This is a genomic window from Shewanella sp. WXL01 (assembly GCF_012263345.1).
Lineage (GTDB): Bacteria > Pseudomonadota > Gammaproteobacteria > Enterobacterales > Shewanellaceae > Shewanella > Shewanella maritima.
In genome coordinates, this window is the sequence record NZ_JAAIKQ010000001.1 from 978495 (window position 1) to 993814 (window position 15320).

The window sequence follows — 15320 nt, forward strand, 5'->3', positions numbered from 1 at the left end:
AGGGTGGCATGGACGGACTAATTGCATTTTGGAATGAAACCGGTATTGCTAACTTTGAGGCAACTCAGTTAGTGATGATAGGCGTTGGCTTATTGCTGCTTTATTTGGCTATAGGTAAGCGCTTCGAACCTCTGTTATTGTTGCCGATTGGCTTTGGCGCCATTTTGGCGAATATTCCCAACGGCGGATTTACCGATGAAGGTGGCCTGCTGTACTACGTTTATTACGTAGGTATTGAGACGGGTATTTTCCCGTTGCTGATCTTTATGGGCGTAGGCGCAATGACAGACTTTGGCGCCTTGATTGCAAACCCAAGAACCCTGTTGTTAGGTGCATCAGCCCAATTTGGTATCTTTGCTACCTTGCTGGGTGCCATTGGCTTGAATTTAGTTCCAGGATTTGAATTTAGCATGACTGACGCTGCAGCGATTGCCATTATTGGCGGCGCAGATGGGCCAACAGCTATTTTCTTAGCATCCAAACTTGCGCCTGAGCTGCTAGGTGCAATTGCGGTTGCTGCCTACTCTTATATGGCGCTGGTACCACTTATTCAGCCGCCAATTATGCGTTTACTTACCACAAAAGCTGAGCGTGAAATTAAGATGGAGCAGCTGCGCGAGGTGAGTAAGCAAGAGAAAATCATCTTCCCGCTAATGGTGCTTGGTTTAACTATTTTGTTTTTACCTGCAGCCACGCCACTTGTTGGTATGTTCTGCCTAGGTAATTTGATGAAAGAATGTGGTGTGGTCGATCGCCTGTCATCAACGGCGCAAAATGAGCTGATCAATATAGTGACCATCTTCTTAGGTTTGGCTGTGGGCTCTAAGTTGTCAGCAGATCAATTCTTAACCATTAAAACCTTGGGCATTCTGGTACTAGGTGCAGTGGCGTTTAGTATTGGTACCGCGGCTGGTGTGTTAATGGCTAAGCTGATGTGCAAACTATCAGGCGGTAAGGTGAACCCACTTATTGGCGCAGCGGGTGTATCTGCTGTACCTATGGCGGCGCGTGTGGTGAACAAGGTCGGTCTTGAAGCTAACCAACAAAACTTCCTGCTGATGCATGCGATGGGGCCAAACGTCGCTGGCGTATTAGGTAGTGCTGTTGCTGCAGGTGTATTGCTTGCGGTTCTGGGCTAGCTCAACAGGTTAACCATTTAGTATTGAAAGGCGCACCTTAATCGGGGCGCCTTTTTGTTTTTAGCTTTAGCCCACCGACTACACTAGTTGGGCATCAGGGTGAGCGCATGAGTGATTGATTATCAGCCATGTACTAAGGATTAACGAACTTTGATTGCGCAAGACGCCGTTAAATCATCCCTGATGCCTCCGCTTTAGCATCCCTGCTAAAGAGGCTTGCTTACTCAAAGCTCCTTAATCACATAAGATAACGCGCGATAAATGTTCATGATCTCGCCTTGCTTCAAGATAGCTCATACCAAGCCACCTTTTTTATCAGGTATACGTTTACTTTGTTCGTCTAAATCTGCTTTGACGCCTACTTACAGGTCGCCTTCAAAGGTCGGTACATTCGGTATTTACCCAGAGCCTTATTGATTAACTTTTTGTCTGATTAGTCGTAATTAACCCTAAAGCCTTCCTTTTTAGTTTCTCCTTGTTTTTGTTCGTTTTCCCTTATTTTTGCCCCTAGACTTTTTAGGGTTTTTATATACCTCTTTTGGTGCAGTTAAGTAGTGAGATGCTCACAAACTGCACAATCTAGCTGTGCATATTTCTGCTTTTATCTCTCAAAATGTAATCAAAGTGTTAACTATCAAAGGTTTATGAATATTGGCACAGATAGTGAAATATCCCTTTTGAGATACATTGTGAAACATTTAACTGGGGGCGTTAGTTAAACCAAGTTGGCTAACAGCCTATAAAACAAATTATTTCCTTATAGAACACCATAGTTTTTACTCACTTTGAGGTATCTGTTTGGAGCTGTTTTTTGGTTTATTAATAGAAATGAGGGAGCATATGAAAATTACTTCTAGCTATCAGAAATTGCTGACTGAGGTTGAGCAAACACAAGGTAAATGGGCGTCAACGCTCAATAGTGTGTTAACCAGCATCAAGCCTATTGCCTTAGGTTTGGGTCTAAGTGCATCTATGGTGAGCATAGGCGCTCAGGCTGAGCTGGGTTACCCAGAGAAAGAAGAGCTTAAGTTCGGCTTTATTAAGCTGACGGATATGGCACCGATTGCCATTGCCTACGAGAAGGGTTATTTCGAAGATGAGGGGCTTTACGTCACTATTGAAGCTCAAGCTAACTGGAAGGTATTGCTTGATGGCGTGATTGATGGCCGTTTAGACGGCGCGCACATGCTAGCGGGTCAGCCAATTGCTGCAACCATTGGTTATGGCACCGAGGCGCACATTATTACGCCTTTCTCGATGGACTTAAATGGCAACGCGATTACGGTTTCAAATGATGTATGGGCCAAAATGAAGCCAAACATTGCTAAGCAAGCCGATGGTAAGCCGGTGCATCCAATTAAAGCAGATGCATTAAAACCTGTGGTCGATTCATATACCCAGGCGGGTAAGCCGTTTAACATGGGCATGGTATTTCCGGTTTCGACCCATAACTATGAGCTTAGATACTGGTTAGCGGCTGGCGGTATTCACCCTGGATACTACGCGCCGCACAAAGGTGACACTTCTGGTCAAATTGATGCTCAAGCGCTTTTATCAGTTACCCCGCCACCGCAAATGCCATCAACCTTAGAAGCAGGTACCATTTATGGTTACTGCGTGGGTGAACCGTGGAACCAACAAGCAGTATTTAAAGGTATTGGCGTACCGGTCGTCACTGACTATGAGATTTGGAAAGACAACCCTGAGAAAGTATTTGGTATTACTGCTGAGTTTGCCGAGAAGTATCCAAATACCACTATTCGCTTAACTCGCGCACTCATTCGCGCAGCGAAATGGTTAGATGACAACAATAACGCTAACCGCCCTGAAGCGGTGAAGATTTTGTCGCAATCTAACTATGTCGGTGCTGATTATGATGTGATTGCCAATAGCATGACAGGTACCTTTGAGTATGAAAAAGGTGATAAGCGCTCAGTACCAGACTTCAACGTATTCTTTAGACACAATGCGACTTACCCATACTATTCTGATGCGATTTGGTATCTAACCCAAATGCGTCGTTGGGGTCAGATTGCAGAGGATAAGCCTGATACCTGGTACAAGGATGTCGCAGCTAAGGTCTATCGCCCTGACATCTATGCTAAAGCGGCAAAATCACTGATTGCCGATAAGCTGATCAGCGCTGAATCATTCCCTAACTTTGAAACTGAAACCGGTTTCAAGCAGCCACAAACTCACTTTATCGATGACATTGTCTATGACGGTAGTAAGCCAAATGCTTACATCAACTCATTTGCAATCGGTCTAAAGCAAGGCGAAAGACTGTAAGTCCGCACGGGCTTAGAGGATTTGCGTAAAGGAGTGTGGATATGAGTAGTATTTCATCCCTCGAAAACGCCGAGCTGAGTAAAGGCAAGTTGCAGAGCATGTTTGCCCAAATACTAGCGAGCAGCAAGGTGTTGCTGCTACCGCTAGTGGGGATTAGTTGCTTCCTATTAGTGTGGGCTATCACAGCTAATAGCATTAATACCTCGCTGGGCAAGTTTCCAGGCCCTGTGGCTGTACTGACTCAGTTTGACAATCTTTATCAAGAGCATGTTACTGAGCGGCAAAAAGCACAGGCATTTTATGAGCGTCAGCATAAACGTAATGCAGATAGGGTCGCCAAAGACCCTAGCTACCAACCTAAAGTGCGCCCATACACAGGCAAAGAAACGTTTTGGGATCAAATTGTCACTAGCTTGATTACGGTGATGAGTGGTTTTGGTTTGGCTGCGTTTCTGGCGATTCCATTGGGGATATTAATGGGGTTAAATGCGAGTGTTCAAGCTGCAATAAACCCGATTATTCAGCTATTTAAACCTGTTTCACCACTAGCCTGGCTGCCACTGGTAACCATGGTGGTGAGCGGTGTTTATGTTTCTGCCGATCCCATTGTGGCTAAATCGTTTATCAATTCAATGCTCACGGTCACCTTATGTAGTGTATGGCCAATGATCATCAACACTGCCATAGGTGTGTCAAGAATTGATCAAGACTTGCTCAATGTCAGTCAGGTGCTGAGATTATCGACCTGGACCCACATCAAGAAAATCGTGCTACCCGCGTCTGTGCCGATGATTTTCACCGGCATGCGTTTGTCACTGGGCGTTGCTTGGATGGTATTGATTGCCGCAGAAATGCTGGCGCAAAACCCAGGGCTGGGCAAATTCGTCTGGGACGAGTTTCAAAACGGTAGCTCTGAGTCCTTGTCGAGAATCATGGCAGCGGTGTTAGTGATTGGCTTTATCGGCTTTTTATTAGATAGAGGTGTGTTAGCGGTGCAGCGCTGGGCATCTTGGGAAAAGCACTAGGCTAATCAGTTACCTAGCCATATTTAAGGAGTTGTTATGGGGACGTTTTTAGAGATCACCGGCGTCGATATGGTATTTCCCACCCCAAAAGGGGCGTTTACCGCACTGCAAGACGTCAATTTAAAAATCAATAAGGGCGAGTTTGTATCGCTTATCGGTCACTCAGGCTGTGGTAAATCTACCGTACTTAACATAGTAGCGGGTATTTATCAGGCATCAAACGGTGGCGTGTTGCTTAACAATAGCGAGGTCACTGAACCTGGGCCTGAGCGAGCCGTGGTGTTTCAAAATCACTCGTTAATGCCATGGTTAACGGCTTATCAAAATGTCGAGCTCGCGGTTGAGCAGGTGTTTGCCAACAAAATGAGCAAGGCTGAAATGCACGACTGGATTGAGCATAACCTTGAGTTGGTACACATGGGGCACGCGATGGACAAGCTGCCAAGCGAGATCTCTGGTGGTATGAAGCAAAGGGTAGGTATTGCCCGAGCCTTGTCGATGCAGCCGGAGGTTTTGCTGATGGATGAGCCATTTGGCGCGCTGGATGCACTGACAAAAGCGCATATGCAAGACTCACTAATGGAGATCCAGGCACAGTTAAATAACACAGTAATTATGATCACCCATGATGTCGATGAAGCCGTGTTGTTGTCAGACAAGATTGTGATGATGACCAATGGCCCTGAGGCAACGGTAGGGGAAGTGCTTGATGTGAACTTACCAAGACCAAGGGATCGTTTAGCACTGGCACAAGATGCGCAGTACAACTATTTGCGATCAGAGGTGTTGAAGTTTCTTTATGAGAAGCAGCGCAAAGTTGAATCAATCAGTCAGCCAAAAGTGGCATCAAAAATGCCGGAATTGCGACAAAGTGCTAAATATGTCACAGAAAAGTAAACGTTTGGTTGCTAAAGTTTCGCTTGGGTGATGCGTTGCTTAATTGAATGTAAGTAACGTGAAATAGGCAAAACTCGATTTTTGCCAAATTAAAGAAAAATAGGGATAGATGATGAACAAAAAAATTGCAATGTCAGCACTTAGCTGTGCGGTGTTAATGGCAATGGGGACTGCTCACGCAGAAGATGCCAAAGTAAACTCCATTGCAGATGCTTTCACGCAAGGGAGCGCGAAAGTTGATCTTAACTTCCGTTATGAAAATGTAGCGCAAGATAATGCACTTAAAGATGCCGATGCATTAACCCTGCGTACTCGTCTTACTTTTGCAACGGCAGATTACTATGGTCTGTCAGCATTAGTAGAGTTTGAAGATTCACGTAATGTGTTTGGAGTTGATGACTATAACGACACATTAGGTAAGAATCCTGAATATTCAGTGATTGCTGATCCTAACACCACTGAGCTTGATCAAGCATTTTTACAATACAAGCGCCAAGGCTTTAAAGCCAAGCTAGGTCGCCAAGTCATCGCATTAGGTAATCAACGTTTTGTGGGTCATGTTGGCTGGCGTCAAGACCGCCAAACCTTTGATGGTATCACCATGCAATATGCTGTTGATGCTTTCCAGGTTGATTATGGCTACATTACCAAGCGTAACCGTATCTTTGCTGAAGCCAAGGACGTGCGTGCGAAAGACCACATGTTTAACGCTTCATACAACCTAGGTTTTGGTAAAGTCACCGGTTATGGCTACCTACTTGAAGTTGATAACGATGTTAAGAATGGCCTAGATACTTACGGTGTTAACTTTACGGGTTCAACTAAGCTTGCTGACACCAAAGTCATGTATAAAGCAGAATACGCTAAGCAGGAGTCTACGACAGCGACAACTAAGTATGATGCTGATTACTTAGCGCTTGAAGCTGGTGTTGGTCTAGCTGGCTTTACGATTAAAGGCGGCTACGAAAAACTGGGCTCTGACAACGGTCAGTATGGCTTCTCGACACCACTGGCGACACTACATAAATTCAACGGTTGGGCTGACCAATTCTTAGGTACGCCAAATGAAGGCCTAGTTGATCTTTACGCCTCTGTTGGTGGCAAGCTAATGGATGGTAAGTGGGCACTGGCTTATCACAAGTTCGATGCAGATAAGTCTTCTGCCACGGTTGATGATTTAGGTTCAGAGATCGATGTATCGTTCACGCTACCTATTCAAAAGAACTATCTACTAGGTATTAAGTATGCTGCTTACTCTGCGGGTGATGCAGGTGCAGGTAAAGTCGATACCGACAAGGTTTGGGTTTGGGCTAACGCTAAGTTCTAACCTCGACAAGCAGGTTATCGTGAGCACGTCCATACAAATGTGTTAACGGTGTCGTACTGCGAAACCAAAAGCGGGCATGTCCATAGGGCATGCCCGCTTTGCTTTGTTAGTTTTATTATTTTCGATTTTGTTGAATGTGCAGTTGCCATGACACTTGCATTGACTTCATTACCTTTCTTGACACAGATTTACGTATGGCCGTTGTCATAGTTAGCGAGATGTAATTGAAAGGTTAATGAGGTAACCATGGATAATAATTTTCGCTCACTAATGTTGGTGTCTTTAATCGGTACAAGTTTACTGGGTTGCGGCAGTGATTCTGATGATTCAACCGATACCAGCGGCTATTTTCAGTACTACAATGCCAGCGCCAATAGCACCTTAACCGCTGTGCTAATTGACGATTACACCTATGGCACAGTCGACTTTGCTGACGCTATTCCGCGTTACAGCTATACCACAGGCACCATGGAGTTTTCGCTGTATGGCCTTGATGAAGATGGCACTAGCTTCGAGCTATACACCCAGGATGTCACTCTAGATGGTGAGAATGAACACCTGTTAGTGCTTTATGGCGATTTTCACTCTCCTGAGGTGCTAGATGTTAGCTTTTCGCGCACTGAAATGGATGAACTTAACAGTGACGAAGACAATGAATACTCGAAGATGCAAGTGCTGGTGGCTAATGCTGCAGTAGAGCAAAGCTTTGATGCTTATATCGCCTTAGAAACACAAGCTATTGAAGAAGCTGTGCTGTTAGGTACAGTCGATTACGGCAGTTACACTACAGAGCAAATATTCGATACTGAAGATTATGTGGTGTATCTAACCGATGTTGGCACCAAAGATGTGGTTTATACCACAGGCAGTATGAGTCTAAGCGCCAATACAGTGTACAAATTAGTGATGCGCCCAAGCTTTGGCGCAGGCGAGCTTGGCTTTACTATTGATAATGTCGACTCTACAACTACGCCAACTAACTACACTGCGCTGGAGTCCGAAGCCGAAATTAACGTATTCAACGGGCTTGAGAATCAAACCATTGATGTTGAAATCGTCAGTGAAGATGAAAGCCAATATGTGCATGATTTAACTAGCTTCGCCGTCAGTCCGTTTGAATCTATTGGGTACAACGACTTTGCTGTTAAGGCAAAGTCGGCAGAAGACGGGACCACCTTATTTGATAATCTGCTAATGACCTTTAACCAAGGCGAGATTAAAACTGTATTGGTCTACCCAACCAGTGACACACAAGCCAGTGGCATAGTGATTGAGCAAGACTTAAGGCCAAGACCTTATGAGTTTCGAGTTGATATTACTAACCTGACCTACTTTTATGACGATTTAAACGTGTACTTTGTGCGAGATAATGAGACCGTTGAAAATGCCGAATATACGCTTACAGACGTTGATTTTGAAGAGCAGTTATCCATTGATTTACCCATAGAAGATTACCGTATCAGCGTGGTGAGTGAGAGTGATAATGGTACGCAAACGTTGGTATATCAGTCAGACTCTATCAGTGTTGAGGGCGAGGGGAATTACAGCTTTGTATTAATTCCTGATGCTATGAGTCCTTTTGAGCATAGCTTGATTAAGTTATAAATCGTCACGGTATTAAACAATTTGAGTTAAATAAAAAACCACCTAGCTAGAAGGTGGTTTTTTATATTTGCTAAACATTCATTGAAACGCGTTTACGCTGCTTGATGCTCCACGCGGTTTTCATCACTATCAAACTGTTCTTGGTCGAATTGACCTTCGCTTTTTCCTACCACCACTGCAGTCATCATATCGCCAGTGACGTTAGTCGCGGTGCGGATCATATCAATTACGCGGTCAATGGCGGCAATAAAGGCAATACCTTCAAGCGGCAGACCTACTGCACCTAAGGTTACAGTTAGCATCACCATAGCGCTGCCCGGCACACCCGCAGTGCCCACAGATGCTACGGTAGCGGTAATCGCAATCAGCATGTAATCGCTCATATCTAGCGGAATACCGTAAATCTGCGCGATAAAAATAGCTGCGATTGCAGGGTAAATACCGCCGCAGCCGTCCATGTTCATGGTTGCGCCTAGTGGCAGCACAAACGCGCTATAACGTTTTGATACCCCCATCGACTCGCTACATTTAGTGCTTACGGGTAAGGTGCCAAAGCTTGATGCCGTAGTAAACGCGACTAGCTGCGCAGGTATGGCTTTACGGAAAAACTTTAGTGGGCTGACTTTGGCGACAAACTTAATTAAACCACCGTAAACAAAAATAATGTGGATTAGCGCCGCGATATAAATGGCGATGATAAACTTGCCTAACGGCAGCAGCGTGGTGAGACCATATTTGCCAATCACCCAGGCCATTAAACCGAATACACCAATAGGGGTGAGCTTTAGTACCATGCGAGTCAGCTGGAACATGACCTCAGCGCCGGCTTCAATGGTTTTCTTTAAAGGCTCTGCCTTTTCGCCCACAGCATTGATTGCAATACCGATTAGCGCGGCAAATACGATGATCTGTAAAACTTTACCTTCAGCCAAAGAGGCAAAAGGGTTAACCGGGATCATATTCAGCAGCACTTGAGCAAAGCCTGGAATATCACGCTCTCTCACCTCTGACGTCGCTAGTTCAAGTGTGCCGCCCATGTCGATAACTGAGCCAATAGTCAAGCCAATAAATGAAGCTGCTGTACCCGTTAGCATAAACATGCCAAGGGTTTTAAAGCTTAATCGTTTAAGATTCGTCTGTGAGCCCAGTGAGGTAATGCTAACAACAATGGCGCAAAATACCAAAGGTGCGACCAGCATTTTAATCGCACCAATAAACAGGTCACCTAAAGGCTTTAATGCCGTCGCTTGCTCACCAAATAACACGCCAGCAATGGCGCCTAAGGCAAAACCAGCAAGGACTTTTTGCCAGAAAGGAATACGGTTCAACACTTGTAGCATAGATATTTCCAACTCAATTTTTGTAGCCGCTCAAGGGCATTGTTATTGTTTTTAGGTCAAGCGCCTTTTTGTCTAGAGCCAGTTTGGTTAAGAGCTATCCTAGCTTAGAACTATTCTGGTCTAGAGTAATAGACCGGATTTTGGCTAGGTTTATTACACTAGTTATCTTACATCTTGTTCGGTTTATTGAATGTGACAAGATGAGACAAGACAATAATGAATTAATATTAATAGCATTGTATGAGTTGACCTACAGACAAACAAAGCCGATTTGTTATAACTTATATGCTTATAACGTTTTGTTATTAATACGTTAAATCCACCTACAGGTAAAGTCTGTTTTTTAGACAACTTGTATCGCAACAAACTTTAAAGGTAAATCTAGCCTCATGTTAGAACTATGGTTGATGTTTAGCGGCGCATTTCTTGCTGCTACCTTGTTGCCAGGCGGCAGCGAAGTGCTATTAATTGGCCTGTTAAATCAGCAACCTGAGCTTTGGTTGGAACTATTGGTTGTCGCCAGTGTCGGTAATACATTAGGGGCGATAACCAGTTACTATCTAGGCTATGTCGGCCGTTATGCAAAATCGCCGGATGCGATTCACTCTCCGCGTTATCAAAAAGCTTTAGGCTGGATTGAGCGCTACGGCAGCTGGTCATTACTTTTGTCTTGGCTACCTGTAATTGGCGATATTTTGTGTTTGATGGCAGGTTGGTTAAAGTTACCTATAACCTCGTCAGTGGTATTGATTTTTATTGGTAAGGCACTGCGTTATAGCCTTATCGCCTGGGCGATAATTTAACCTCAGTGCTTGGTGCATGGCTCTTGTCTCAAGTGAAGATGATTAGATTTTTAGTCAAGCAGCTATCAATGGCTAGCTGCTGACATTGCAAAGCTGGTGGCTTTTGAGTCAGGCCAGCTTTTATATATTTACAGGAGTGTAATGTGAAACATTGGATGATAGCGGCAGCGGTATCCGCTGCTTTATTTGGCTGCAGCGCAGTTAAGTCTGAACTGGACTCAGCTGCTCCTGCTGCGATAACCCTAGTTGAAACTGTCGAGCATCAAGCTGGGCAAGCCAATATTCCCTACAAAAAATATCAGTTAGCCAATGGCTTAACGGTAATTTTACACCAGGATAATTCGGATCCGCTGGTGCATGTTGATGTCACATACCATGTTGGATCGGCGCGTGAGTTTGCTGGCCGCAGCGGCTTTGCGCATTTGTTCGAGCACATGATGTTTCAAGGCTCGCAAAATGTGGCTGATGAGCAACACTTTAAAGTGATCACTGAAGCGGGTGGCACCCTAAATGGCACCACCAATACTGATCGTACTAACTACTTTGAAACAGTACCAAGCAATCAGCTAGAGAAAATGCTTTGGTTAGAGTCAGATCGTATGGGCTTTTTCTTACCTGCGCTCACAAGTGAGAAGTTCGAAGTGCAACGTGAAACGGTAAAGAATGAGCGTGCTCAGCGTATCGACAATCGTCCTTATGGCCGCCTAAACGAGCGATTCAGTCAGGCGCTGTACCCTGCAGGGCACCCGTATTCGTGGCCAGTGATTGGGTGGCCTGAAGATCTCGAACGCGCCACTCTTGCCGATGTTAAACACTTCTTCCAGCGCTGGTATGGTCCAAATAACGCAACCTTAACTATCGGCGGTGATTTTGACGAGGCGCAAACGCTAGCCTGGGTTGAAAAGTACTTTGGTGAAATCCCAGCAGGCCCCAAAGTCAAAGCTGATGAAAAGGTACCGGTCACCCTAGATAAAACGCGTTATATTTCAATGGAAGATAAGGTGCATCTGCCGCTTATCTACATGGGTTACCCAACTGTCTATGCCGGTCACAAAGATGAAGCAGCGTTGGATTTACTGGCAAATATCATCGGTGGCGGTAAAACCTCGCTATTTTATAAAAACATGGTTGAGCAAGGTGTGGCGGTACAAGCTGCAGTAAGCCACCCATGTCAGGAGCTAGCTTGTCAATTTACTCTTTACGCTCTAGCAAATCCTGCTCAAGGCGGCGAGCTTGCTAAGCTTGAGGAAAAAATTGCTAAATCGGTGGCGGAATTTGAAAGCCGCGGCGTGACCGATGAAGACTTGCAAAAGGTGAAAGTGCAGTTTGAGGCTGACACTATTTATGGCATGCAAAGTGTTAAAGGTAAGGTGTCGACCCTTGCCGCTAACCAAACCTTCTACGGCAATCCTGATCAGGTAACTAACGATTTAGCCCGCTATGCCAGTGTTACCAAAGAAGACGTGATGCGTGTGTTTAATACTTATATTAAAGACAAGCCGATGGTGGTCATGAGCGTGGTGCCAGAAGGGCAAACGCAGTTAGTTGCCAAACCTGATAATTTCATAGCGCCAAGTCCGCAAGTGGCAGAGCATGCGGTAGATGTAGAAATTGATGCCGAGCAAATTGTCTCAAGCTTTGACCGCTCAATTATGCCAAAAGCTGGCGACGCGCCAGTGGTTAAAGTGCCAAAACTGTGGCGCAGTAAGCTTGAAAACGGTATTGAAGTCGTCGGTACTAAAAGTGATGAAACGCCTACGGTAGAGTTAGTTGTTTATCTTGATGGCGGTCATCGTTTAGAGCCTGTTGAAGAGTCAGGTTTAGCTTATTTAACTGCGGCTATGCTTAACGAGTCGACCACCAAACGCAATAGCGTGGAGCTGGCGAATGCGTTAGAAATGTTAGGCTCATCGATTCATTTCTCAGCCAACGCGAGTCAAAGCTCAGTGCAGCTATCGAGCTTAACAGCTAATTTGCCACAGACTCTGAGCATTCTTGAAGAGCAGTTATTTAGCCCAGCTTTTAACGAGCAAGACTTTAATCGCGTTAAACAGCAGCACTTGCAGTTTTTGCAGCAACGTAGCTCAGATGCGAATTACCTAGCACGCACTGAATATGGCAAGTTGCTATATGGTGACAATGTGCACTTTGGCATTGGTGCATCAGGCAGTATCGAGTCGGTGTCTAAGCTGACCCTTGATGATGTGAGAGCTTTCTATCAGCTGCAGTATCGCGCTGGTAACGCCAAGGTTGTTGCGGTATCTGATCTCACTCAACAGCAAGTCACTTCTAAGTTAGGCGCGCTTGCAAGCTGGCAAGGCGAAGCAACCGAGCTTGCGCCGGTTAACCCGATTAAAACCGCAAAAACAGGTGCTATTTACCTATACGACAAACCAGATGCGCCGCAATCAGTCATATCTATTGGCCGCCTAGCCCTGCCGTTTGATGCAACTGGCGAGTACTTTAAAGCGGACTTGATGAACTACCCGTTAGGTGGCGCATTTAATAGCCGCATTAACTTGAACTTACGTGAGGATAAAGGCTACACCTATGGTGCTCGCAGTTATTTTTATGGTGTAGCTGAGGTAGGTACCTTTACTGCGGGCGCGAGCGTTCGCGCCGATGTGACAGGTGATGCGGTAAAAGAGTTTATTGCTGAAATCAACCAGTTTAAAGCGCAGGGTATGACGGACAAAGAACTGAGCTTTATGCGCAGCTCAATCTCGCAAGGTCACGCGCTTGAATACGAAACACCTTATCAAAAAGCGGGTTTCTTACGCCGTATTCAACGTTATCAACTTGCTGATGACTACACCGCTGAGCAGCAGAGCATTATTGAATCGGTGACAAAGCAGGAGCTAAATGCGTTGGCAGATAAATGGCTTAATATTGATGATATGGTAATTTTGGTTGTCGGTGATAAAGCTACAGTTAAACAACAACTTGAACAACTTGGTTACCCAGTGAAAATGTTAAATTAACTCAAGTAGCATTTAATTTAGCCTTAATCACTTGCAATTGCTTGATTTAGCCGCATATTAAAGTGGTAAACAAGCTGGGGTAGCAGGTCATCAAATGTACGAAACGGTAACCTAAAATGTTACCGTTTCGCGTTTTTGTAAAAAGATGTGATCCGCTATCGGCATTGGAGTGTTAACTTAGGTAGAATGCTCGGCTATTAAAAAGTCATATCTTGCCATGAATGTTAGGTGCGTTAGCAGCTTTCTGGTGATATGAGTCAACAAGAGAAGTGAATATTGAAATCATTCAATGAAGTTATTGAGCACTTAGATACCAGTGCAGGGCGTAGCGCATTATTAGGTATGCAGCGCGGTATTGAGCGCGAAGCTTTGCGTATAGATGAGCAAGGCCAGTTAGCTAAAGACGCTCATCCAAAAGCATTAGGCAGTGCATTAACCCATTCACGGATCACCACAGATTACAGTGAAGCCTTACTTGAGTTCATCACGCCTGTTAATCAGGATATTGATGTGCTGCTTGAAGGTTTAACCCAAACCCATGCCTATAGTGTGCAAAACATCTATGGACAAAAGCTATGGCCAGTAAGCATGCCTTGCTTTGTGGGCAATGAAAAAGATATTCCTATCGCTCAGTATGGCACCTCTAACAACGGTAAAATGAAAACTCTTTACCGTGAGGGCTTAACCCACAGATACGGCCCATTAATGCAAATTATTGCTGGGGTGCACTTTAATTTCTCTGTGTCTGATGAATTATGGCAGCAATTGTTTGAGCTTAAGCTTGCTAACACCTCAACCGTTGGCAGCGAGTGCAGTAAACAAGACTTCATTTCTGAATCTTATTTTGGCTTAATTCGCAATTACCGCAGGCTGGTTTGGGTGATGCCATATTTGTTTGGTTCTTCGCCTGCGCTATGTGGCTCGTTTATCAAAGACCAACAACATAATTTTGATTTTAAAACCACGGGCAAAGGGACGCTATATTTACCTTACGCCACCTCGCTGCGCATGAGCGACTTAGGTTATACCAACAAAGAGCAAGACACGCTAAACATTAGCTATGACTCTTTGCCAGAGTATTTACAAGGTGTGCAAGCGGCAATTCGCCAGCCTTCTGCTGAGTTTGCCAAAATTGGCGTCAAAGTCGATGGTGAGTATCGTCAGCTAAACAGCAATATCTTGCAGATTGAAAACGAGTTCTACTCACCAATTCGCGCTAAGCGTGTGACACAAGCTGGCGAGAAACCGTCTGAAGCACTTGCTAGAGGCGGCGTTGAGTACATTGAGGTCCGCGCGCTGGACGTGAATCCATTTAGCCCGATTGGTATTGAAGCCAGTCAGGTGCGCTTTTTAGACTTGTTCTTATTGCACTGTTTGCTGTCCCCATCTTTGCCGAGCAGTGAAGCACAAGAAGCTGAAATCTCTGCAAACCTTAATAAGGTGATTGAGCTTGGTCGTCAGCCAGGCCTAACGCTTAGCCGCGATGGCCAAGAAGTTAGTATGCAGTCATGGCTATTAGAGTTGTTTGGTGAATTGCAGCAAATTGCTAAGCTGCTTGATAGGCAAGAGTTTGCGCAAGGTGAAGAGAGTAATCGTTACCAGCAAGCTTTGAGTCAATGGCATAGTGCTGTGCTTGATCCTAATTTAACCTTATCTGGTCGCGTGCATCGCGATGTGGTTGAACAAGGTCAAGATCATGGTCAATGGGTACAGTCATTGATGGATGAGTACCATGGCTATTTGGCTGACTACCAACTCGGTGCTGATATCCAAGCTGCTTATCAGCAAGAAGCGGATACGTCATTAAACCAGCAAGCGCAAATCGAAGCGCAAACGAGTGTCGATTTTGATCAATTCTTAGCAGACTATTTCAAAGATGTGGTTGCGAGCTAAGTCTTTCAAGCTATTGGGGTT

Annotated in this window: 10 protein-coding genes; 9 read left to right on the forward strand and 1 reads right to left on the reverse strand. The window is 45.0% G+C overall.

The features are described 5' to 3' along the window. Window positions 1-8 precede the first annotated feature (8 nt). From G3R49_RS04225 to G3R49_RS04250, 6 genes are all read left to right on the forward strand, one after another. On the forward strand, window positions 9-1139 hold the full coding sequence (locus G3R49_RS04225; protein WP_130598119.1) for a sodium ion-translocating decarboxylase subunit beta: 1131 nt from the start codon (window positions 9-11) through the stop codon (window positions 1137-1139). Between the two features lie 972 nt (window positions 1140-2111). Next, entirely contained in the window at window positions 2112-3428 is a 1317-nt protein-coding gene (locus G3R49_RS04230) for a CmpA/NrtA family ABC transporter substrate-binding protein (protein ID WP_245335264.1), read from the forward strand. Between the two features lie 98 nt (window positions 3429-3526). Beyond that, window positions 3527-4453: an ABC transporter permease gene (locus G3R49_RS04235; protein ID WP_245335265.1), complete on the forward strand. Its 927-nt coding sequence runs from the start codon at window positions 3527-3529 to the stop codon at window positions 4451-4453. A 36-nt stretch (window positions 4454-4489) separates the two neighbouring features. Continuing rightward, window positions 4490-5350, forward strand: coding sequence for an ABC transporter ATP-binding protein (locus tag G3R49_RS04240; RefSeq protein WP_167868716.1), 861 nt, complete (start codon window positions 4490-4492; stop codon window positions 5348-5350). 112 nt (window positions 5351-5462) lie between these two features. Next, the gene (locus G3R49_RS04245; protein WP_245335232.1) at window positions 5463-6677 is read left to right on the forward strand and encodes an alginate export family protein; all 1215 of its coding nucleotides are present in this window, start codon (window positions 5463-5465) and stop codon (window positions 6675-6677) included. A 246-nt stretch (window positions 6678-6923) separates the two neighbouring features. Further along, on the forward strand, window positions 6924-8282 hold the full coding sequence (locus G3R49_RS04250; protein ID WP_167868717.1) for a hypothetical protein: 1359 nt from the start codon (window positions 6924-6926) through the stop codon (window positions 8280-8282). 92 nt (window positions 8283-8374) lie between these two features. Here G3R49_RS04250 and G3R49_RS04255 read toward each other — a convergent pair whose 3' ends face one another. Continuing rightward, the gene (locus G3R49_RS04255; RefSeq protein ID WP_167868718.1) at window positions 8375-9622 is read right to left on the reverse strand and encodes a dicarboxylate/amino acid:cation symporter; all 1248 of its coding nucleotides are present in this window, start codon (window positions 9620-9622) and stop codon (window positions 8375-8377) included. Window positions 9623-10011: 389 nt separating this feature from the next. Here G3R49_RS04255 and G3R49_RS04260 point away from each other — a divergent pair, with 389 nt between their 5' ends. The 3 genes from G3R49_RS04260 to gshA all read left to right on the forward strand — a co-directional run bounded on the left by G3R49_RS04260 (window position 10012) and on the right by gshA (window position 15299). Next, a complete protein-coding gene (locus G3R49_RS04260) occupies window positions 10012-10425 on the forward strand; it encodes a YqaA family protein (protein ID WP_130598112.1) in 414 nt (137 codons plus the stop codon). A 143-nt stretch (window positions 10426-10568) separates the two neighbouring features. Further along, the gene (locus G3R49_RS04265) at window positions 10569-13406 is read left to right on the forward strand and encodes a pitrilysin family protein (RefSeq protein ID WP_167868719.1); all 2838 of its coding nucleotides are present in this window, start codon (window positions 10569-10571) and stop codon (window positions 13404-13406) included. Window positions 13407-13679: 273 nt separating this feature from the next. Further along, window positions 13680-15299, forward strand: a complete 1620-nt coding sequence (gene gshA, locus G3R49_RS04270) for a glutamate--cysteine ligase (RefSeq protein ID WP_348633910.1) — start codon at window positions 13680-13682, stop codon at window positions 15297-15299. The last annotated feature ends 21 nt before the right edge of the window (window positions 15300-15320 follow it).

Coding starts and splice junctions, on each gene's coding strand:
- G3R49_RS04225 (WP_130598119.1), top strand. CDS start 9: ATGGACGGACTAATTGCATTTTGGAATGAAACCGGTATTGCTAACTTT.
- G3R49_RS04230 (WP_245335264.1), top strand. CDS start 2,112: ATGGTGAGCATAGGCGCTCAGGCTGAGCTGGGTTACCCAGAGAAAGAA.
- G3R49_RS04235 (WP_245335265.1), top strand. CDS start 3,527: ATGTTTGCCCAAATACTAGCGAGCAGCAAGGTGTTGCTGCTACCGCTA.
- G3R49_RS04240 (WP_167868716.1), top strand. CDS start 4,490: ATGGGGACGTTTTTAGAGATCACCGGCGTCGATATGGTATTTCCCACC.
- G3R49_RS04245 (WP_245335232.1), top strand. CDS start 5,463: ATGAACAAAAAAATTGCAATGTCAGCACTTAGCTGTGCGGTGTTAATG.
- G3R49_RS04250 (WP_167868717.1), top strand. CDS start 6,924: ATGGATAATAATTTTCGCTCACTAATGTTGGTGTCTTTAATCGGTACA.
- G3R49_RS04255 (WP_167868718.1), bottom strand. CDS start 9,622: ATGCTACAAGTGTTGAACCGTATTCCTTTCTGGCAAAAAGTCCTTGCT.
- G3R49_RS04260 (WP_130598112.1), top strand. CDS start 10,012: ATGTTAGAACTATGGTTGATGTTTAGCGGCGCATTTCTTGCTGCTACC.